This window comes from Gordonia abscondita (assembly GCF_032711245.1).
In the GTDB taxonomy this organism is placed as follows: domain Bacteria; phylum Actinomycetota; class Actinomycetes; order Mycobacteriales; family Mycobacteriaceae; genus Gordonia.
Map to the genome: position 1 here is coordinate 2,351,523 of NZ_CP128986.1, position 19,168 is coordinate 2,370,690.

Genomic DNA, 19,168 nt, shown 5'->3' on the forward strand with positions numbered 1-19,168 from the left:
CCCAGACCTCCTGAGTGCAGACGGCGTGCAGCCCGAAGGCATGACCACCGTGCGTTCTCGCGGTGGCGGTATCGCAGTGACCTGTACGCCGACGGGGTTGCCGGTTGCGATGAAGCTCGAACCCGCACAGTGCAGACGCGATCCGTCCGACCTTGCCGCCGACATTCTCGCGTTGTGCCAACTCGCAGGTGTCACCGCGGGAGTTCGGCGCCGGACGACGTTGGCCGCCGACGGTGTACCCGAGGAGACGCTCGCGCTGTTGGGGCTGCCGTCACGGGCCGACCTCCTCGCGTCGGAGGACGCCGCGGACATCGGCCTGATGCGATCCGCGAGGAGTCGGCGATGAGTGTGATGGATGAGGTGCAGCGCACGGCGGAGCGACAGCTCGACATGCTCGAGGACGTCCAACGCAAGCTGGGCACGCTGACAGTCCAGGAGACCGGCGACGACGGACGGGTGACCGTAGACGTCGACGTATCGGGCGCGATGATCGGGCTGCGGCTATCGGCGGGGGCGGGAAACGGGCGGCCAGCAGCACTGGCCGACGCGATCGTGCGAACGGCGGTGCGCGCCGCAACCCGGGTGTTCACCGAGCGCGCCGAGATCATGTCGGAGTTCGTGGCTCAGTTCACCGAACTCACCGGCGAGTCGTTGGAACCCGATAGCGAGTCGGTGCGTCCAACCTTTCGAGAGCCGGAAACAGAGGGGGAGTCATGAGCGGACAGGTCGAGGTGGCGCCAGCAGGGGTCGCGGCGTTCGGAGCGATGTCGGGAACGGTCGGTGCGGCGACAGCCGGGGCGATGACGGTCGACGCCGCGCAGGCCGCGGTGCTGGCTGCCGCGTTCGGGCTCATCGGCCAGGAGTTCCTCGCCGCATACGCGATCGCCGAGACCAATCACTTGCAGGCCGTGGGGCGTCTGGCCGCCGCGCATACGGGAAGTGCGGCAGCGACGGCCGCCGGTCTCGCTGGATTCCGCGCCGCCGATGAGGCCAGCGCCATCGGTGTGAGCTCACGATGACTGTCTGCGACGAGTCAGTGTCGGCCGCGGCGGGCACAACGGGTGGTGTCACGGTCGGACAGGTGCTCGAACCGACGGGGCTCACCGCCTTCCTGGACACGCCCGTTGCCGATGTGTTGACCGACCTCGGCTTACCGTCGTTGAACGCGCCGTCGGCCATCGGCCTCCCGGACCTGTCTGGATTCGATCTGCCGGCGCTGCCGACCCTGCCCGGCTTGGACCCGACTGCTCTGGTCAAACCGATCGTCGACCTCCTCGGCACGTTCGGGTCGGGAAGCCTGTCGGAGGCAGCGAGCCCGGTGCAATCACTTGGTCGCCTCGCGATCCTGCTGCAGTCGGGTGCGTCGACGATCCTGAGTGGGATCTCGACCGTCGGCACCGAGTGGACAGGGAAGGCGGCGACCGCAGCGATTGGCACCGCCACCCGGACCGCGGGCCAGTCGGAGCAAGTCGCGGCGCAGGGGACAGCGATGGCAGCCGACGTACAGGCGGCGTCCGCGATCGTCGCGGCGGGAGCGGCGGCGTTGCAGGGCGTCGTCGCCAAGACCGTCGGACTACTCGCGGCCGCAGCGCCGACGCTGGTGACCCCGGCCGGCCAGGTCGCGGCCCTGGGCATCGCGGCCGAAGGCCTCACTGAAGGACTCGCAGTCGTCGCCGACACCCGTGCGCAGCTCACCGCGCCGACTACCCACATCAGTGCGGTCGGTACCCCGGTGACGGTGTCGGACGCGCCGACCACGCTCTCGGGTGACGGTTTGTCGTCGCTGCTTCAGAAGGCCGGCCCGCTGTTCGACACGGGCATCCAGGTAGTCGGCGGTCTGCTCGGCGTGAGTAAGGACTCGACAGCCGGGACCACGGGGACTGCCGGGACCACGGGGGTCGCCGGAACGACCGGGACCACCGGAAAGACTGCAACGGCGTCTGCGCCCTGTTGCCGGGCGTGCGAACCGTCGACCGCGAGCCCGGCCGCAACGGCTAACGGCGCGACGACCACTAACGCGCCGACGAATGCGACGACGAACGCGGCGGCGACCGGATCGGACACGGCAGCGTCGAAAGCGGCGGTTCAACCGGCATCGGCCACCGTCGGGACGAACGGTGCGGTGCCGAGTGTCACCGCCGCCGAACCGCCGATCGAGTTGGCGGACCGGCCGACCACCACCAACGCGTCATTCACCACGAACGCCACGACGCCTTCGGGGGCGACGCCTGTCTCGTCCGGCGCGGTCGGCGGCGGAGTACCGATGGCCCCTGTCGCAGTTATGGGCGCGACTCGCTCGGGCGAGAGCCCCGGTCTCCGCCTCGCCGATACGGCGGTCACTGTCGACGAATCAGCCGTCGCCGATCCCGCCGATGAATTGTCGGCGCTGCTCGGGCAACCGTTCGGCGTCGACGTTGCGCTCCGCCTCGACGTGGCGCACACAGGTTTCGCCGGATCTGTCTGATCCGGCACAGAGAGAAGGAAATCGTATGACGACAGGACTCAACGTCGACCTCGGTGCCTCCCAGGCGTCGACGTCATCGATCAAAGGGATAGTGGCCGAGATGCAGGGGATCATCAGCCGGATCCAGTCAGCGGCCGGGACCGGACAGAGCACCTGGGACGGCAAGGCGTCCAACGCATTCGGCGGATCACATGCCGACTGGCACGGGACCGCGACCAAGTTGCAGCACGCCCTCGACGAGATCGAGGCGAAGCTGACAACCGGCTTCCGCGGATACGACGACGAAGACGCGACCGCGGCCACGATGGTCGGCGGCTCGGGCAACGGCACGCTGGCGCTGTAAGCGCCGCAGACTCAACGATCAGAGGGGGAGAACACACATGTCCGGAGTGATCCGCTACAACTTCGCCGGGCTCGACACCCTGTCGGGCGACCTGCGAGGCCAGTTTCAGCGACTCGAAGAACTATCGGGGCAACTGAAGAAGCAGGTGACCGCATTGGCGAACCACTGGGATTCCGGTGGTGCCGTGTCGTACCAGCAGGCGCAGGCCCAGTGGGACCGACTGTTCGGCGACGCACGGACTCGACTCGACGGTCTCGGCGTCGGAGTACAACGGGCGGCGACGCAGATGCGTGAGACCGACCTTCGCGTCAGCCGTACGTTCGGGGCCTGACCCGGCGGCGGCGCCACATTCGTCGGGGGATGGGGCGCCGCCGTCAGGCGACGGTCAAGCGGTGATCGAGCTGGTCGCCCGGATCACGGGTGTCCGGTGTGACCGTTCAACAGGGTCACGAAGTCCGTCACCGGACCCAGATCGTTGCTGCGACCACTGCGACGGGGTGTCGGGACGGTGTCGGTCGGGCCGCCGAATCCGGCGACCGCGGTGTCGGACACCAGCCGTTGAGCCAGTTCGGCTCCCGCTCGTGAAATGCGGTCGCCGAGCTCGGTTGACCCGAAGTCGTCGGTCGCCGCGAACACCCCTGTTGGCAGCACGTCGGCCCGTAGGTACGCGAGCAGCGGGCGAATCGCGTGGTCGATCACCAACGAATGGCGTGCGGTACCTGCGGTGGCAGCCGCGAGAACCGGGACCCCGGTGATCGCATCGGGGTCCAGAGTGTCGAAGAACATCTTGAAGATCCCGCTGTACGACGCGGTGAACACCGGCGTCGCGACGATCAGCCCGTCGGCGTCGGCCACCAAGTCGTGCGCCGCGCGCACCGCGGCCGACGGCACACCCGAGGTGACCGCGATCGCCAGGTCACGAGCGAGCGGGGACACATCGATATAGTCGATCTGCGCCAGTTCGCCGCGCGCCGACACCGCTGCGTCGACTGCGCCTGCCAACTGTTCGGCCAATAGCTTCGTCGACGACGCCGCTGACACACCGGCGTTGACGACAACTACCCGCCGGGTCACCGGTCGGCCCCCACGTTGGCGGTCTCGTTCGGAATCACCACGTGGTGCTTGCTACCCGGCCCCGCCGCGACCAGGTCGGTGTGCGTCGGCGGATCGGACGGAACATGTGACGGCCGTCGCCGGTCGAATTCGGTGCGCAGCGTCGGAACCACTTCGCGACCCAACATCTCGACCTGTTCCAACACCTGGTCCAGTGGCAGGCCGGCATGGTCGACCAGGAACAACTGTCGCTGATAGTCGCCTGCGTAGTCGGCGAAGGTCAACGTCTTCTCGATGACCTGTTCGGGCGTGCCGACGGTCAGCGGTGTCATCTCGGTGAACTCTTCCATCGACGGGCCGTGGCCGTACACGGGCGCATTGTCGAAGTAGGGCCGGAACCGACGCTTCGCCTCGGTCTCGGTGTCGGCCATGAACACCTGGCCGCCGAGGCCGACGATCGCCTGGTCGGCGCCGCCGTGGCCGTAATGCTCGAAGCGCTGCCGGTACAGATTCACCATCTGCTCGGTGTGCTCGGAGTTCCAGAAGATGTTGTTGTGGAAGAATCCGTCGCCGTAGAAGGCGGCCTGCTCGGCGATCTCTGGAGACCGGATCGAACCGTGCCACACGAACGGCGGGGTGTCGTCCAACGGCGCCGGAGTCGAGGTGAATCCCTGCAGCGGCGTACGGAAGTCGCCCTGCCAGTCGACTGACTTCTCGCGCCACAGCCTGCGCAGCAGGTGGTAGTTCTCGACGGCCATCGGGATGCCCTTGCGAATGTCCTTGCCGAACCACGGGTATACCGGGCCGGTGTTGCCCCGCCCGAGCGTCAGATCGACGCGGCCGTCGGCGAGGTGCTGGAGCATCGCGTAGTCTTCGGCGATCTTCACTGGATCATTCGTGGTGATGAGTGTCGTCGCCGTCGACAGTCGTAGCGTCTCGGTACGAGCGGCTATCCAACCCAGCATTGTGGTCGGCGAACTCGGCACGAACGGAGGATTGTGATGTTCGCCGGTGGCGAAGACATCGAGTCCGACTTCTTCGGCCTTGAGAGCGATCGCCGTCATCGCCTTGATCCGCTCGTGTTCGCTGATCGTGGCGCCGGTTGTGGGGTCGGCGGTCAGATCGCCGACACTGAAGATCCCGAACTGCATGTGACCTCTCGCTTTCGTGTGCACTCCGCATGTCTGTGTGCTGTCACCAATCATAACCGGACCGAGGTCCGTTTAATTCCTTGACATGTCCGGTGGTGGTTGACCGATCGACCGACTGGCCGAATAGTGTTCTCCTGCACGAGAAACAGCAATGCGGCCGGACGTGTCGGCGGGATGCGATAAGTTCTGCATCACCGACGACTATGAGTGGGATCACAGTCCCGAATTCATGGGTAGGCCGCTGCGACCCAGCGTGCACGCTCGAAATTGAAAAGGAGAAACCACCGTGAGCAATCCGATGTTTCGGGTGAAGTCGGTCGAACAGTCGATGGCCGACACTGACGAACCTGACACCAAACTCAGAAAAGAACTGACAGCCTGGGACCTCACGGTGTTCGGTGTCGCCGTGGTCGTCGGTGCGGGCATCTTCACCCTGACCGCGCGCACCGCGGGCAACGTCGCGGGCCCGTCGGTGTCGCTGGCCTTCGTCCTCGCTGCGATCGCGTGCGGACTCGCCGCCCTCTGTTACGCCGAGTTCGCATCAACGGTCCCGGTCGCCGGGTCCGCCTACACATTCTCCTACGCGACATTCGGCGAGTTCGTCGCGTGGATCATCGGCTGGGACCTCATCCTCGAGTTCGCGCTCGCCGCGTCGGTGGTCGCGAAGGGCTGGTCGTCCTACCTCGCCAACGTTATCGGCGCGGGCAACAACGTGTTCGTCATCGGAGGGCGCGAATACGATTGGGGTGCGGCGCTTCTCATCGGTGTGCTGACGGTACTCCTCATCCTCGGCACGAAACTGTCCTCCCGAGTCTCGTTGATCATCACCTGTATCAAGGTCGCGGTAGTGCTACTCGTCGTCATCGTCGGTGCCTTCTACATCAGCGGCAAGAACTACAAGCCGTACGTCCCGGAGGGGCAGCCGGCTGAGAGCGGGAAGTCGGGTATCCACCAGACGTTGTTCTCCTGGATGACCGGTAGCGACGGTAGCAACTTCGGCTGGTACGGACTGCTGGCAGCGGCTTCCCTCGTGTTCTTCGCGTTCATCGGTTTCGACGTCGTCGCGACGACTGCTGAGGAGACCAAGGATCCGCAGAAGTCATTGCCGCGGGGCATCCTCGGTTCGCTCGCCATCGTCACCGTGCTGTACGTCAGCGTCTCGCTCGTCCTGACCGGAATGGTGAACTACACCGAACTCGCCGACCAGAAGCTCGCCGATGGCACAGTCCAGACTTCGACGCTGGCCACGGCGTTTGAAGCCCACGGAATTACCTGGGCCGAGTGGGCCATCAACGTCGGTGCGCTCGCTGGCCTTACCACTGTCGTGATGGTGATGCTGCTCGGGCAGACCCGCGTCGGATTCGCCATGGCGCGCGACGGCCTGCTGCCGCGAGGCCTCGCGAAGACCGGAAAGAACGGGACGCCGTATCGCATCACCGTCATCGTCGGCGTCGTCTCGGCCGCGCTCGCGTTCTTCTTCCCGATGGGCACCCTGGAAGAGATGGTCAACATCGGCACGCTGTTCGCGTTCGTCCTGGTCTGCATCGGCGTCGTCGTCTTGCGTCGTACCCGGCCAGACCTCAAACGCGGATTCACCGTGCCCCTCGTCCCGCTGGTCCCGATTCTCGCAGTGCTCGCCTGTATCTGGCTGATGATCAACCTGTCGATCGAGACGTGGATCCGATTCATCGTCTGGATGGTGGTCGGTGTGATCGTCTACATGGCCTACGGCGCCCGCCACTCGGTGCTCGGCATGCGCGAACGAGCGGAACTGCCGGGGTTCGCCACCGTCGACGGTCCGCCGGACTCGAAGCCGGACACGGGCACGGGCTCGGGTCCGTGAAATTGGCCGCGATAACCTGACCAGAGCACGACGCCGTACCGGTCGCTCCCCAGGGGTGGCCGGTACCGTCGTTCACGAACGCATGACGCACACCCCGCAGATCGAGAGGGATCAGATGACAGCGCCTTCGGACGCCATGACCAGCCAGACCATTAACGGAGTCGAGTTCAAAGTCGCCGACCTGTCACTCGCCGAGTATGGGCGCAAGGAGATTCGTCTAGCCGAGCATGAGATGCCTGGTCTGATGGAACTGCGTCGCGAATACGCCGACGTCGCTCCGCTCAAGGGTGCACGCATCTCCGGATCGCTGCATATGACCGTGCAGACCGCCGTCCTCATCGAGACGTTGACTGCGCTTGGCGCGGAAGTCCGCTGGGCGTCGTGCAATATCTTCTCCACCCAGGACGAGGCAGCGGCTGCGATTGTCGTCGGCCCGCACGGCACCGAAGACGAGCCTTCGGGCGTTCCGGTGTTCGCGTGGAAGGGCGAGAGCCTTGAAGAGTACTGGTGGGCAGCGGAGAAGATGCTCACCTGGCCGGCCGGGGCCGACGGTGAGCCGCGCCCTGCCAATATGATCCTGGACGACGGAGGCGACGCCACGATGCTCGTCCTCCGCGGAGCCGAGTTCGAGAAAGCAGGCGTCGTCCCGCCGACCGATGACGGCCATCCGGCCGAGTACAAGGTGTTCCTGGAGCTGTTGCGCAAGTCGCTGGCCGCCGACGCGGGCAAGTGGACGGCCGTCTCCGACTCGGTGCAGGGTGTCACCGAGGAGACCACGACCGGCGTGCTGCGTCTCTACCAGTTCGCGGCGGCAGGCGACCTCAGCTTCCCGGCGATCAACGTCAACGACTCGGTCACCAAGAGCAAGTTCGACAACAAGTACGGCACCCGCCATTCGCTGATCGACGGCATCAACCGCGGCACCGACGTCCTCATCGGCGGCAAGAAGGCGCTCGTCTGCGGTTACGGAGACGTCGGGAAGGGCTGCGCCGAGTCGCTCGCAGGCCAGGGCGCCCGCGTCCAGGTCACCGAGGTCGACCCGATCAACGCGCTGCAGGCATTGATGGACGGCTTCGACGTCGTCACCGTCGACGACGCGATCGCGAACGCGGACATCGTCATCACCTCGACGGGCAACCTGGGCATCATCACCTTCGAGCAGATGACGAAGATGAAAAACCAGGCCATCCTCGGCAACATCGGCCACTTCGACAACGAGATCGACATGGCAGGCCTCGAATCTGCCGAGGGCATGACCCGCATCAATATCAAGCCGCAGGTCGACCAGTGGGTGTTCCCCGACGGGCACTCGATCATCGTGCTGTCAGAGGGGCGTCTGCTCAACCTCGGCAATGCGACCGGGCACCCGTCGTTCGTCATGAGCAACAGCTTCTCGAACCAGGTCATCGCGCAGATCGAACTGTGGACCAAGAACGACGAGTACGACAACGAGGTCTACCGACTCCCCAAGCACCTCGACGAGAAGGTCGCCAAGATCCACGTGGAGGCCCTCGGTGGCAGCCTGACCAGGCTGACCAAGGAGCAGGCCGAGTACATCGGGGTGGACGTCGAAGGCCCGTACAAACCCGAGCACTACCGCTACTGAGTCACCGGCCGGGACCGGCGGTCAGCCGAACGTCGAAGGTCCTGCTCTCCGTATTCGGGGGGCGGGACCTTCGGTCGTTTCGGTGCAGCGGCGGGTTTGAACGCCTCACGGACGGCCGCGATCACCTGGTCCTCGTCGCTGTCTGCGTCGACGGCAGTGCTACCCCAGCAGGTCTATGACCGCGCTGATCGCCGCGTCGTCGGCGGCATGCGACCACGGCGACATCCAGCCGGTCGCGGCCAGGTCAGAATATGCCCGATAGACGGCCGACTGCAGGTCGCCGTCCCGTTCGTAATGGTCGATGGGTCGGTCGGCGTCGGTGGCGGCTCGCCCGGACGCCCGCGCCATCGCGACCTCCGGCGGCACACCCAGCAGCAACTGGTGGTCTGGGGTAGGTAGACGGAACCGGCCGAATTCGAGGCCGGTGACCCAGTCGACGACCGGCGACGCGGCGATCGGCTCGCCGAGGCGCGCCGCACTGTACGCGGCGTTCGACGCGACGTACCGGTCGCAGAGGACGAGGTCGTGGTCGGCGCACGCCGCCTGCAGTGCGGGGCCGGCCGCTGCCCGGTCGAGCGCGAACAACATCGCCATCCCGTACACGCTGTCGGGCAGATCCCCGTGCTCGCCGTGGAGAGCCTCGGACGCGAGATCGGCGGTGATCGACTCGCCGTATCGGGGGAAAGTGAAGGTCGTGGTGCGGGCGCCACGTGCTGTCGCGGCGTCGCGGATGCGGCCGACGATCGTCCTCTTGCCGGCTCCATCAAGACCTTCGATTGCCACCAGGATGCCCACGCGTCACAGTCTACGGACTAACCGGAGGGCTGCACTGCAAGCAGTCGTCGGCGCCCTCTCGGCGCGTCGGAACCCGTTCGGGGAGCGTAGGTGACACCATGGGTTCCCATGAAGCCACGCATCCTGGTCGTCGACGACGACGCCGCTCTCGCCGAGATGCTGACCATCGTGCTTCGCAACGAAGGATTCGAGCCGTTCGTCGTCGGCGACGGAACGCAGGTCCTGACCGCGGTCCGGGAAGTACGTCCCGACCTGGTCCTGTTGGACCTGATGCTGCCGGGGATGAACGGGATCGACGTGTGTCGTGTGCTGCGGTCGGACTCCGGTGTCCCCATCGTCATGTTGACCGCGAAGTCGGACACCGTCGACGTCGTGCTCGGGCTCGAGTCCGGTGCCGACGACTACATGGTGAAACCGTTCAAGCCGAAGGAACTCGTCGCACGCGTCCGAGCCCGGCTGCGTCGCACCGATGACGAACCCGCCGAGCTACTCGCGATCGGTCCTGTGCAGATCGACGTCCCGGCGCACAAGGTGACACGGGACGATGTGCCGATCTCGTTGACGCCGTTGGAGTTCGACCTGCTCGTCGCGCTCGCCCGCAAGCCGCGTCAAGTGTTCACGAGGGACGTTCTGCTCGAGCAGGTGTGGGGCTACCGCCATCCGGCGGACACTCGACTGGTGAACGTCCATGTCCAGCGTCTGCGAGCCAAGGTGGAGACCGACCCGGAGAACCCGGAGATCGTGCTCACGGTGAGAGGGGTGGGCTACAAGGCCGGTCCGCCGTGAGTGGTCGGCGTCGGTTCAACCGGTCCATCGCACGACTTCAACGCGCGGCCCGCTCGATCGGCCGCGCGTTCGGCGCGATGTGGTCGCGTTCGCTCCAGCTCCGCGTCGTCGTGTCGACCATGGTGCTCTCGATCGTGGTCCTGTTGGTTCTCGGATTCCTGCTCATCAGCCAGATCACCGGCAGCCTGCTCGATGCGAAGCAGGCGGCGGCCACTGAGGAAGTCGACCGGGCGCGCGGAGCCGTCGAGCGCATCCTGAGCTCGTCCGACAGCAGTTCGTCGGCGCAGAACCTGATGGCGCGTGCGCGGGGGTTGCTGTCGGACGCAGACGCGGAGACCGCGCAGTCGCCGGGCGTCGGAACTTTCGACAGTGTGCTGACCATCGGCGACCGCGGCTCGGTCAGCGCGGGGTTGTCGGTAGGGCCGATCGAAGAGATCCCGCGGTCGCTGCGTTCGATGGTCGGCGGCGGACAGGTCGCGTACCAGTACACGTCCGTCGAGCGCAACGGTGACACTGTGCCGGCGCTCGTCGTCGGCAGTCCGGTGGAGTCACCGCTACAAGACCTAGAGTTGTACCTCGTCTTCCCGTTGAGCGGAGAAGCGAACACCGTCGCCTTGGTACGCGGCACCCTGTTGGTGGCGGGCATCGTTCTACTCGGCCTGCTTGCCGCGATCGCATGGCTCGTGTCGCGGCAGGTCATCGCGCCGCTGCGGTCGGCGTCCCGGATCGCGGTTCGGTTCGCCGACGGCCGACTCACGGAGCGGATGCCGGTCAACGGCGACGACGAGTTCGCGCGGCTGGCCGTCAGTTTCAACGACATGGCGGAGAGCCTGTCCAACCAGATCACGCATCTGGAGGAGTTCGGCGGCCTGCAACGCCAGTTCACCAGCGACGTCAGCCACGAACTCCGTACCCCACTGACGACCGTCAAGATGGCTGCCGACATCTTGTACGAGAGTCGTGACGAACTCGATCCGATGCAACGCAGGTCGGTGGAACTTCTCTCGAAGGAACTCGACCGGTTCGAGACGCTGCTCACGGAACTTCTCGAGATATCCCGTCACGATGCAGGCATGGCCGATCTCGCCGCGGAGCGGATGGACGTCGCGATTCCGATCGACGGCGCGGTGTCGACGGTTACCCACCTCGCCGCCGAATCGGATACCGAGCTGATCGTCAACCTACCGGCCGAGCCTGTGCTCGCCGAGATCGATCCGCGTCGCGTGGAGCGCATCCTGCGGAATCTGCTCGCCAACGCGATCGACCACGGTGAACACCGGCCCGTGACGCTCACTATGCGATCCGACGGCGACGCCGTCGCGATCACCGTGCGCGATCAAGGGATCGGACTACGGCCGGGCGAGGAGAAATTGGTGTTCAATCGGTTCTGGCGGTCGGACCCGTCGCGGGTGCGGCGTTCCGGCGGCACCGGCCTCGGCCTGGCGATCAGCATCGAGGACGCGCGCCTGCACGCCGGACGATTGGAGGCTTGGGGCGAACCCGGCGCCGGATCGTGTTTCCGCCTGACGCTCCCGCTGTTACGCGGACACAAACTGCTCGGCAGCCCGCTGCCCCTCAAGCCGACTTCGGAGGTGAACAAGTGAAGCGCACCGCGCGCACCGTCGTCGCATCCCTTCTCGTGGTCGCCACTGTGCTGTTAACCGGCTGCGTCGCGGTGCCCGACTCGTCGTCCCCCCAGCCGATCGAAGTGTTCGACCGGAAGGATCCGCTCAACGCCGTGCCCGTCCCGCGTCGTAGCGACGATCCGGAGACGTTGGCGCGCAACGTCGTCAAAGCGATGGCCGACCCGAGTTCCGGGCACCGGGCCGCACGCAAGTTCCTGACGTCGGCGGCGTCGGGCCGGTGGGATGACCAGGGCGACACGACCGTCGTCGACAATGTCGGCGTGGTCGTGGATGAACGTACCGAGGACGCTGTTCGTTTGCGGATCACCGCCGACAAGGTCGGCACGCTCACGCCGGTCGGCCAGTTGCTGCCCGCGTCGGGGCCGATGGTCGTGCCGCTGTCGTTGACTCGGGTGCGCGGATCCTGGCGGATCGCAGGTGATCTGCCGCGCGGAGCCGTCACCGATCGCGCGCAGTTCCTCACCGCGTACCGCCAGGTGGGCCTGTATTTCCCCGACCGTACGATGAGCCGACTGGTCACCGATCCGCGGTGGATGTTCGGTCAGAACCCAGCCGCGACCGACGTTGTCGGAATTCTTCTTCGCGGTCCGGCATCCGACCTCGACGGAGCGGTCGGCACCGGCGCGGACAAGGGGGCGACGCTGTCGGGGGCCGTCGTCACCGACGGAGACACGGTCACCGTCGACCTGCAGAACGTGACCGAGGATGACACGCGCAACCGCACAGTGCTCGCGGCACAACTGATCTGGACGTTGAACGGGGCGGGGATCACCGGCACCTACGTGTTGAACGCGGACGGCGCCCCGCTCGTCCCCGGGCACGACGGCGGTTGGCGGACCGCGGACGTCCAATCGTTCGACCCCGATCCGGACAGTGCGCAACCGCCCCTGCACCTGGTGCACGACGGTGCGCTCGTCCGATCGACCGCCGGGCACGCGATTCCGATCCCCGGTCCGCTCGGCACCACCAGGGACCTGCGGGCCGCGGCCGTGACCGCCGACCTGTCGCGGGCGGCGGCCGTTCTCTCACGGGGGCCGCGCGAGGTCCTCATGGAGGGGCCGTACGGCGCCCCGCCAGTCGAGATCGCCGCAGGCCGGGAGGTGACGTCACCGTCATATGGCGCCGAGCCGAGCGAGGGATACGCGATCGTCGACGGCAGGCCCATCCAATGGTCGTTGGATGCTCAGGGCGCCGTCGGCACCGTCGACCTGGACGTCACCGAGGTGCGAGCGAAGGCCGGCGGGACGATCACCGCGATGAGCGTCTCCCCGGACGGTGTGCGTGTCGCGCTCGTGGTGGACGGACGTCCGGTGTTGGCGGTCGTCTCGATCAACGAGCGCGGCATCCCGTCGCTGACTGGCGTGCGGCCCGCGGCCGTCGATATCGACACCGAGGTCGCAGACATCGCCTGGTCGGGTCCGTCGGTCCTGTACGCGGTCCGCACCGGTGCCGAGTCACCGGTCATGCGGATCTCGCTCGCGGGCGGACCGTCGGTAGGGCTCGTCGCGGGCAACCTGAAGCCGCCGCTGTCGTCGGTCGCGGCGAGCGAGGAGACCGTGTACGCCGGCGACACCCAAGGCGTGCAGCAACTGGGTATCGGTGCCGGACGCCCGGACCAGTACTGGACGGGAGTGAGCTCGGACATGAATTCGGGCACCGTGCCGATCGTCCCCGCGGGCTGATCCGGCGCTCGTCCTGTGGATGCCGCGGCTGACACGGAAGCCGTCGTCGACGATGATCGGGGGATGGAATCCGCAGGGCCGATACGAGCACTGCGCGCCGTCGCCGCAGCCGTCGGCGACCTCGCCGTGCCCCTCGTGTGCGGTGGCTGCGGTCGGCCGAGCACACCGTGGTGTCCGGCGTGTGACGCGCAACTGCGCGATGCGCCCAGGGCGTTGGCGCCGCGCGTCGAAGTCGACACGCCGGTGTGGGCGGTCGGACGCTACGACGGCCCGCTGCGCGCTGCAGTGCTCGCCCTCAAGGAGCACGGACGACGCGACCTCGCGCCGATCCTCGGCGACGGGCTCGCCGCCGCGCTCCTGACGTTGGTGCGATGGGGTGACCTACCTGCCGGTCGACGCCTGGCAGTGATCCCCGCACCGACCAAGGCGTCCGCCGCGCGTCGGCGTGGAGGCGACCCGGTGGCCGCTGTCGCCGTGTCGGCGACCGGTCTTCTCGGCCCTCGAGCCCGCGTGCTGCCGCTCCTGGCGACCGCACCGTTCGCCCGCGACTCCGCGGGACTGGGCGCGGGTGCACGGGCCGCAAACCTGGCGGGTTCGATCGACCTGACCGGTACGCCGCCCGTCGCGGCGCTCGACGACGACACCGTCGTCGTCCTGGTCGACGACGTCCTCACCACAGGCGCGACCGCCGCAGCGTCGATCCGGCGACTGGCCGCCGCCGGGATCGTCGTTGACGTCGTTGTGGTGCTCGCGGGGGCCTGACGGCGTGTGAACGAACGACACAGGTAGCGATGAATCACGAAACTGTGGCCGGAACTCGAGTTTGCGGATACCTTCGGAAGTGGCAGTGATGAACGTCGAGTGCCGGGAGGTGAAGCACCTTTTTCTCCGAGCCTGACGAGCGCCCGCGGTGCCGGAGACATCGCTGTCAGATGTGCCGTTGCACTGCTGCGCACGCGGCTTCTGACGAGACCAGAACCGTGCAGTGCGCCAAGCGAATCGGTTTCCCGCCCGGGCTCGCCCCGAGCGGGAGCATTCAGAGGAGGAACTCGATATGACGGTCGTTCACCGCAAGGGTCAGCGCGAACCGAAGGGTCCCGAGCCGCAGTCACGAGATGAATACGCCGCCGCGTTCACGCCGCCGGTGAACTCGTCGAATGCGGGAGAGCTGTCCGTTCCGAAGGCCGATGTGTCCTGGAACGGGCGCAATGTGGAGATACCCGATCACTTCCGCGCATATCTCGGTGACAAGCTCTCCCGCCTCGAGCACTTCGACGACTCGATCTTCCGGTTCGACGTCGTCCTCTATCACGAACCCAACCCTCGCCGAGCGAAGGACAGCGAAGTGGTCGAGGTGACGGCTGTCGGTCGCGGTCCCGTGATCCGCGCGCAGGGGACCGGCGAGAACTTCTATGCCGCAACTGAACTCGCCTTCGACAAACTGCAGAAACGGTTGCGCCGCTCCAAGCGTCGTAAGCAGATCCGCAAGGACGGCCAACACCGGGCGACATCGCTCGCTGAGGCGTCGGCTGAGGCGATGCCGCCGATCGCCGAAGTCGGCGACCTCGACGACGTGACTGATCCGTGGGACGACGGCTTCGACGAGTACCGTCCGGGCCAAGTAGTCCGCGTCAAGGACCACACGGCGTCGCCGATGTCCGTCGACGACGCGCTCTACGAGATGGAACTGGTCGGCCACGACTTCTTCCTGTTCCACGATTCGGAAACCGACAAGGCGTCGGTCGTCTACCGACGCCACGCGTTCGACTACGGCCTGATCAGACTGGCCTGATCAGTGTCGTTCCCGGCCGTCCCCGCGCAGTTCGGGGGCGGCCGGTTCGTCGTCTTCATGACCGACGAGACACGCTTTAGCAGCGTGCGCGACGTACCTGTGCGAGCGCGCCCCGTACCATGAGTAGTAGGTCTGTCCGGTCTGCTGCCGCTTCGGCGGTCGACCGGCGGCGAACTCGACCGCCTACCAAGAGGATTACCGTTGCTCAACAAGCTGCTCCGACTCGGCGAAGGACGTCTGGTCAAGCGACTGGATTCGTACGCGACGAGCGTCGAGGCGCTCTCTGACGAGATGGAGGCGCTCAGCGACGCCGAGCTGCGCGGCAAGACCGACGAGTTCAAGAAGCGTCTGGCCGACGGGGAGACGCTCGACGACATCCTCCTCGAGGCGTTCGCCGTCGCTCGTGAAGGCGCCTGGCGTGTGCTGGACCAGAAGCACTTCCACGTGCAGATCATGGGTGGGGCCGCGCTGCACTTCGGCAACATCGCCGAGATGAAGACCGGTGAGGGCAAGACCCTGACCTGTGTGCTGCCCGCATACCTGAACGCGTTGTCGGGCAAGGGCGTGCACGTGGTCACCGTCAACGACTACCTCGCCAAGCGTGACTCCGAGTGGATGGGGCGCGTCCACCGTTTCCTCGGTCTCGAGACCGACGTGATTCTCACGGGCATGTCGCCGGACCAGCGTCGCGCCGCCTACGCCGCCGACATCACTTACGGCACGAACAACGAGTTCGGCTTTGACTATCTTCGCGACAACATGACGCACTCGCTCGACGAGCTCGTCCAACGCGGCCACAACTTCGCCGTCGTCGACGAGGTCGACTCGATCCTCGTCGACGAGGCGCGTACGCCGCTCATCATCTCCGGCCCGACGGACTCGTCGAGCAAGTGGTACGGCGAGTTCTCGCGTATCGCGCCGCTCCTGGAGAAGGACGTCCACTACGAGGTGGACATCAAGAAGAAGACTGTCGGCGTCCACGAGTCCGGTGTCGCATTCGTCGAGGACCGTCTCGGCATCGAAAACCTGTACGAGCCGGAGAATTCGCAGCTCGTCAGCTACTTGAACAACTCGATCAAGGTCAAAGAGCTGTTCCATCGAGACAAGGACTACATCGTCCGCAAGGGCGAAGTCCTCATCGTCGACGAGTTCACCGGTCGTGTGCTCGACGGTCGACGCTTCAACGAGGGTCTGCACCAGGCGATCGAAGCCAAAGAAGGCGTCGAGATCAAGGCGGAGAACCAGACCCTCGCCACGATCACCCTCCAGAACTACTTCCGTCTCTACGACACCCTGTCGGGAATGACCGGTACCGCCGAGACTGAGGCCGCCGAATTCCAGCAGATCTACAAGCTGGGTGTCGTGCCGATCCCGACCAACCGGCCGATGGTGCGCGCTGACCGCGCCGACCTCATCTACAAGTCCGAAGAGGCCAAATTCGCTGCCGTCGTCGACGACGTCGTCGAACGGCACGCCAAAGGACAGCCCGTCCTGATCGGCACCACCAGCGTCGAGCGGTCCGAGTACCTGTCGCGCAAGCTAGCCGAGGCCGATGTCGAGCATTCGGTTCTCAATGCGAAGTTCCACGAGCAAGAAGCTCAGATCGTCGCCGAGGCCGGACGTCTCGCTGCGGTAACCGTTGCCACGAACATGGCCGGTCGAGGCACTGACGTCGTCCTGGGCGGCAACCCGGACATCATCGCCGACACCCGTTTGCGTAAGGCAGGCCTCGACCCGGTCAACACTCCCGACGAGTACGAGGCCGCGTGGGATGAGGCGATCACCGTCGCGCGCGACGCAGCGACGGCCGAAGCCGACGACGTCCGCGATGCGGGCGGCCTCTACGTGCTCGGCACCGAACGTCACGAGTCGCGCCGCATCGACAACCAGTTGCGTGGCCGGTCCGGACGCCAGGGCGATCCTGGCGAGTCTCGTTTCTACCTGTCCCTCGGCGACGAACTGATGCGCCGATTCAATGGTGCGGCCCTCGAGTCGATTATGACCCGCGTCAACCTGCCCGAGGATGTGCCGATCGAGGCGAAGATGGTTACTCGAGCCATCCGCAGCGCACAGACGCAGGTCGAGGAACAGAACTTCGAGATCCGCAAGAACGTCCTCAAATACGACGAGGTGATGAACTCCCAGCGCAAGGTGATTTACGGCGAACGCCGCGAGATCCTCGAGGGGGAGACCCACCGTGATCAGATCCGCGACATGGTGTCCGACGTCGTCGGTGCGTACGTCGACGGTGCGACCGCGGTCGGGTACGCCGAAGACTGGGATCTCGGCTCGCTGTGGACGGCGTTGAAGGAGTTGTACCCGATCTCGCTCGACCCGAAGGATGTCGTCGGCGACAACGAGTTCGGCGAACGCGACGACATCTCGCGGGGCGAACTGCGCGAGAAGATCGTCGACGACGCGCTCGCCGCCTACGACAAGAGGGTTGGCGAGATCGTCGACGTCGCTGGCGACGAAGGCATGTCGAATCTGGAGCGCTCGGTGCTCCTGCAGGTCCTCGACCGTAAATGGCGCGACCACCTGTATGAGATGGACTATCTCCGCGAAGGCATCCATCTGCGGTCGATGGCCCAGCGTGACCCGGTGGTCGAGTATCAACGCGAAGGCTACGACATGTTCAGCGCGATGCTGGACGCGATGAAGGAGGAGACCGTCTCGATCCTCTTCAACGCCCAGGTCCAGGTGGAGGCTCCGTCTCCTGCGCTCGGCACGAGTGTCAGCGACATGCTGTCGGGCTTTGGTGGGGACGCCGCCGAAGCCGACGACGACGCGACCCACACGTTCAGCGGGCCCGGTGAGGATGGGGCGGCCGAATTCCACTCGCAGGCCCAGGAACTCGCCGGTGTGGCACCCGCTCCGGCTCCGGCGAACCAGCCTCCTGCCGCGACGGGGAGTCGACGTGAACGGCGCGAGGCCGAGCGGCGCAACCGCCGCAAGAAGTAGCCTGCGACGACAGCGCCCGGTAGCCGATGCTGCCGGGCGCTATTGTTTGTCGATATGAGCGCAGGACTCGCCGCCCTTCTGGACGATATCGCCGTACTGGCCAAGATGGCTGCCGCGTCGTTGGACGACGTCGCGGCGGCCACCGGGCGCGCCAGCGCGAAAGCCGTCGGCGTCGTCGTCGACGACACCGCGGTCACGCCCAGATATGTCCACGGTGTACGTCCGCAACGCGAACTGCCGATCATCGGCAAGATCGCGAAAGGGTCGCTGCGCAACAAGCTGCTGATCATCCTGCCGGTCGCGTTGGTCCTCAGCCAATGGTTGCCGTGGCTACTGACGCCGATCCTGATGCTTGGCGGCACCTACCTCTGCTTCGAGGGCGCCGAGAAGGTCTGGGAACTCGTCTCCGGTCACGGAAAGGCCGACGAGACCGTGGACAAGGTCGGGCCCGAACAGGAGAAGGCTGTGGTGTCCGGCGCCGTCCGCACCGACTTCATCCTGTCCGCCGAGATCATGGTGATCGCGCTCAACGAGGTCGCCGACGAGCCGTTCATCGCGCGCGCGGTGATCCTGGTGGTTGTCGGCCTCCTGATCACCTTCCTCGTGTACGGCGTCGTCGCGCTGATCGTGAAGATGGACGACATCGGACTCGCGCTGGCGACACGCGATTCGAAGGTCGTCGCCGCGTTCGGCCGCGGCTTGGTCACTGCTATGCCGGTGGTGCTGTCGACGCTCAGCGCAGTCGGTGTGGTCGCCATGTGCTGGGTCGGTGGACACATCGTCTTGCAGGGCGCGGACGAACTCGGCTGGGCGTTCCCGTACGACGTGGTGCACCACATCGAGCACTGGTTCCACGAGCTGATCCCGTCGATCGGCGGAGTGATCGGATGGATCGCGAACACACTCGCGTCCGCGGTGTTCGGCGTGGTGTGGGGCGGGGTCGTCCTCGCGATCGTGCACGGCGCCGGGTCCTTGCGGCATGGCAACAAGGCACACGGTTCCGCACGCTGATCCTGAACTCGGCGTGTCATGGAACCAGCTCGGGT

At 66.2% G+C, this 19,168-nt stretch carries 18 protein-coding genes; 15 read left to right on the plus strand and 3 right to left on the minus strand.

From position 1 onward, the window contains the following. Positions 1 to 40: 40 nt before the first annotated feature. Genes MP11Mi_RS11005 through MP11Mi_RS11030 form a run of 6 tightly spaced genes read left to right on the plus strand, consistent with a single transcriptional unit; the run spans position 41 to position 3,138 of the window. Positions 41 to 346, plus strand: coding sequence for a hypothetical protein (locus MP11Mi_RS11005; RefSeq protein ID WP_420038962.1), 306 nt, complete (start codon positions 41 to 43; stop codon positions 344 to 346). Further along, positions 343 to 717 (plus strand): YbaB/EbfC family nucleoid-associated protein, encoded by a 375-nt coding sequence (locus MP11Mi_RS11010; protein WP_420038963.1) that lies wholly within the window; start codon positions 343 to 345, stop codon positions 715 to 717. Before MP11Mi_RS11005 ends, MP11Mi_RS11010 begins: the two co-directional genes overlap by 4 nt. Next, positions 714 to 1,019, plus strand: coding sequence for a hypothetical protein (locus tag MP11Mi_RS11015; RefSeq protein WP_420038964.1), 306 nt, complete (start codon positions 714 to 716; stop codon positions 1,017 to 1,019). The genes MP11Mi_RS11010 and MP11Mi_RS11015 overlap by 4 nt, the downstream gene beginning before the upstream one ends. After that, the gene (locus tag MP11Mi_RS11020; protein ID WP_420038965.1) at positions 1,016 to 2,464 is read left to right on the plus strand and encodes a hypothetical protein; all 1,449 of its coding nucleotides are present in this window, start codon (positions 1,016 to 1,018) and stop codon (positions 2,462 to 2,464) included. Before MP11Mi_RS11015 ends, MP11Mi_RS11020 begins: the two co-directional genes overlap by 4 nt. Positions 2,465 to 2,489: 25 nt before the next feature. Next, positions 2,490 to 2,807, plus strand: coding sequence for a WXG100 family type VII secretion target (locus tag MP11Mi_RS11025; RefSeq protein ID WP_420038966.1), 318 nt, complete (start codon positions 2,490 to 2,492; stop codon positions 2,805 to 2,807). 37 nt (positions 2,808 to 2,844) lie between these two features. Further along, positions 2,845 to 3,138, plus strand: a complete 294-nt coding sequence (locus tag MP11Mi_RS11030; RefSeq protein ID WP_420038967.1) for a WXG100 family type VII secretion target — start codon at positions 2,845 to 2,847, stop codon at positions 3,136 to 3,138. A gap of 83 nt (positions 3,139 to 3,221) precedes the next feature. Here MP11Mi_RS11030 and MP11Mi_RS11035 read toward each other — a convergent pair whose 3' ends face one another. Both MP11Mi_RS11035 and MP11Mi_RS11040 read right to left on the minus strand, forming a co-directional pair. Further along, a complete protein-coding gene (locus tag MP11Mi_RS11035; protein WP_420038968.1) occupies positions 3,222 to 3,881 on the minus strand; it encodes a CE1759 family FMN reductase in 660 nt (219 codons plus the stop codon). Then, a complete protein-coding gene (locus tag MP11Mi_RS11040) occupies positions 3,878 to 5,011 on the minus strand; it encodes an LLM class flavin-dependent oxidoreductase (protein WP_420038969.1) in 1,134 nt (377 codons plus the stop codon). Before MP11Mi_RS11040 ends, MP11Mi_RS11035 begins: the two co-directional genes overlap by 4 nt. A 298-nt stretch (positions 5,012 to 5,309) precedes the next feature. On the opposite strand from MP11Mi_RS11040, the gene MP11Mi_RS11045 reads away from it, so the two are divergent. Together MP11Mi_RS11045 and ahcY are read left to right on the plus strand one after the other, a co-directional pair. Then, positions 5,310 to 6,854, plus strand: a complete 1,545-nt coding sequence (locus MP11Mi_RS11045; protein WP_420042074.1) for an APC family permease — start codon at positions 5,310 to 5,312, stop codon at positions 6,852 to 6,854. Positions 6,855 to 6,969: 115 nt separating this feature from the next. Beyond that, positions 6,970 to 8,460: an adenosylhomocysteinase gene (ahcY, locus tag MP11Mi_RS11050; protein WP_420038970.1), complete on the plus strand. Its 1,491-nt coding sequence runs from the start codon at positions 6,970 to 6,972 to the stop codon at positions 8,458 to 8,460. 159 nt (positions 8,461 to 8,619) lie between these two features. Here the strand turns inward: ahcY and MP11Mi_RS11055 are convergent, their stop codons facing one another. Beyond that, positions 8,620 to 9,255 carry a dTMP kinase gene (locus MP11Mi_RS11055; protein ID WP_420038971.1) on the minus strand — a complete coding sequence of 212 codons (636 nt, stop codon included), beginning with the start codon at positions 9,253 to 9,255 and terminating at the stop codon, positions 8,620 to 8,622. A 108-nt stretch (positions 9,256 to 9,363) separates the two neighbouring features. Between MP11Mi_RS11055 and mtrA the strand changes: the two genes are divergently transcribed. The 7 genes from mtrA to MP11Mi_RS11090 all read left to right on the plus strand — a co-directional run bounded on the left by mtrA (position 9,364) and on the right by MP11Mi_RS11090 (position 19,133). Next, positions 9,364 to 10,041 (plus strand): MtrAB system response regulator MtrA, encoded by a 678-nt coding sequence (gene mtrA, locus MP11Mi_RS11060; RefSeq protein WP_420038972.1) that lies wholly within the window; start codon positions 9,364 to 9,366, stop codon positions 10,039 to 10,041. Beyond that, the gene (gene mtrB / locus MP11Mi_RS11065; RefSeq protein ID WP_420038973.1) at positions 10,038 to 11,645 is read left to right on the plus strand and encodes an MtrAB system histidine kinase MtrB; all 1,608 of its coding nucleotides are present in this window, start codon (positions 10,038 to 10,040) and stop codon (positions 11,643 to 11,645) included. The genes mtrA and mtrB overlap by 4 nt, the downstream gene beginning before the upstream one ends. After that, on the plus strand, positions 11,642 to 13,369 hold the full coding sequence (locus MP11Mi_RS11070) for an LpqB family beta-propeller domain-containing protein (protein WP_420038974.1): 1,728 nt from the start codon (positions 11,642 to 11,644) through the stop codon (positions 13,367 to 13,369). Before mtrB ends, MP11Mi_RS11070 begins: the two co-directional genes overlap by 4 nt. A gap of 63 nt (positions 13,370 to 13,432) precedes the next feature. After that, on the plus strand, positions 13,433 to 14,131 hold the full coding sequence (locus MP11Mi_RS11075; protein ID WP_420038975.1) for a ComF family protein: 699 nt from the start codon (positions 13,433 to 13,435) through the stop codon (positions 14,129 to 14,131). 292 nt (positions 14,132 to 14,423) lie between these two features. Next, on the plus strand, positions 14,424 to 15,161 hold the full coding sequence (hpf, locus tag MP11Mi_RS11080; protein ID WP_420038976.1) for a ribosome hibernation-promoting factor, HPF/YfiA family: 738 nt from the start codon (positions 14,424 to 14,426) through the stop codon (positions 15,159 to 15,161). Between the two features lie 201 nt (positions 15,162 to 15,362). Further along, positions 15,363 to 18,122: a preprotein translocase subunit SecA gene (gene secA, locus MP11Mi_RS11085; protein ID WP_420038977.1), complete on the plus strand. Its 2,760-nt coding sequence runs from the start codon at positions 15,363 to 15,365 to the stop codon at positions 18,120 to 18,122. A 54-nt stretch (positions 18,123 to 18,176) separates the two neighbouring features. Next, positions 18,177 to 19,133, plus strand: a complete 957-nt coding sequence (locus MP11Mi_RS11090) for a DUF808 domain-containing protein (RefSeq protein WP_420038978.1) — start codon at positions 18,177 to 18,179, stop codon at positions 19,131 to 19,133. Positions 19,134 to 19,168: the final 35 nt, after the last annotated feature.

Coding starts and splice junctions, on each gene's coding strand:
- MP11Mi_RS11005 (WP_420038962.1), top strand. CDS start 41: ATGACCACCGTGCGTTCTCGCGGTGGCGGTATCGCAGTGACCTGTACG.
- MP11Mi_RS11010 (WP_420038963.1), top strand. CDS start 343: ATGAGTGTGATGGATGAGGTGCAGCGCACGGCGGAGCGACAGCTCGAC.
- MP11Mi_RS11015 (WP_420038964.1), top strand. CDS start 714: ATGAGCGGACAGGTCGAGGTGGCGCCAGCAGGGGTCGCGGCGTTCGGA.
- MP11Mi_RS11020 (WP_420038965.1), top strand. CDS start 1,016: ATGACTGTCTGCGACGAGTCAGTGTCGGCCGCGGCGGGCACAACGGGT.
- MP11Mi_RS11025 (WP_420038966.1), top strand. CDS start 2,490: ATGACGACAGGACTCAACGTCGACCTCGGTGCCTCCCAGGCGTCGACG.
- MP11Mi_RS11030 (WP_420038967.1), top strand. CDS start 2,845: ATGTCCGGAGTGATCCGCTACAACTTCGCCGGGCTCGACACCCTGTCG.
- MP11Mi_RS11040 (WP_420038969.1), bottom strand. CDS start 5,011: ATGCAGTTCGGGATCTTCAGTGTCGGCGATCTGACCGCCGACCCCACA.
- MP11Mi_RS11045 (WP_420042074.1), top strand. CDS start 5,310: ATGTTTCGGGTGAAGTCGGTCGAACAGTCGATGGCCGACACTGACGAA.
- ahcY (WP_420038970.1), top strand. CDS start 6,970: ATGACAGCGCCTTCGGACGCCATGACCAGCCAGACCATTAACGGAGTC.
- mtrA (WP_420038972.1), top strand. CDS start 9,364: ATGAAGCCACGCATCCTGGTCGTCGACGACGACGCCGCTCTCGCCGAG.
- MP11Mi_RS11075 (WP_420038975.1), top strand. CDS start 13,433: ATGGAATCCGCAGGGCCGATACGAGCACTGCGCGCCGTCGCCGCAGCC.
- hpf (WP_420038976.1), top strand. CDS start 14,424: ATGACGGTCGTTCACCGCAAGGGTCAGCGCGAACCGAAGGGTCCCGAG.
- MP11Mi_RS11090 (WP_420038978.1), top strand. CDS start 18,177: ATGAGCGCAGGACTCGCCGCCCTTCTGGACGATATCGCCGTACTGGCC.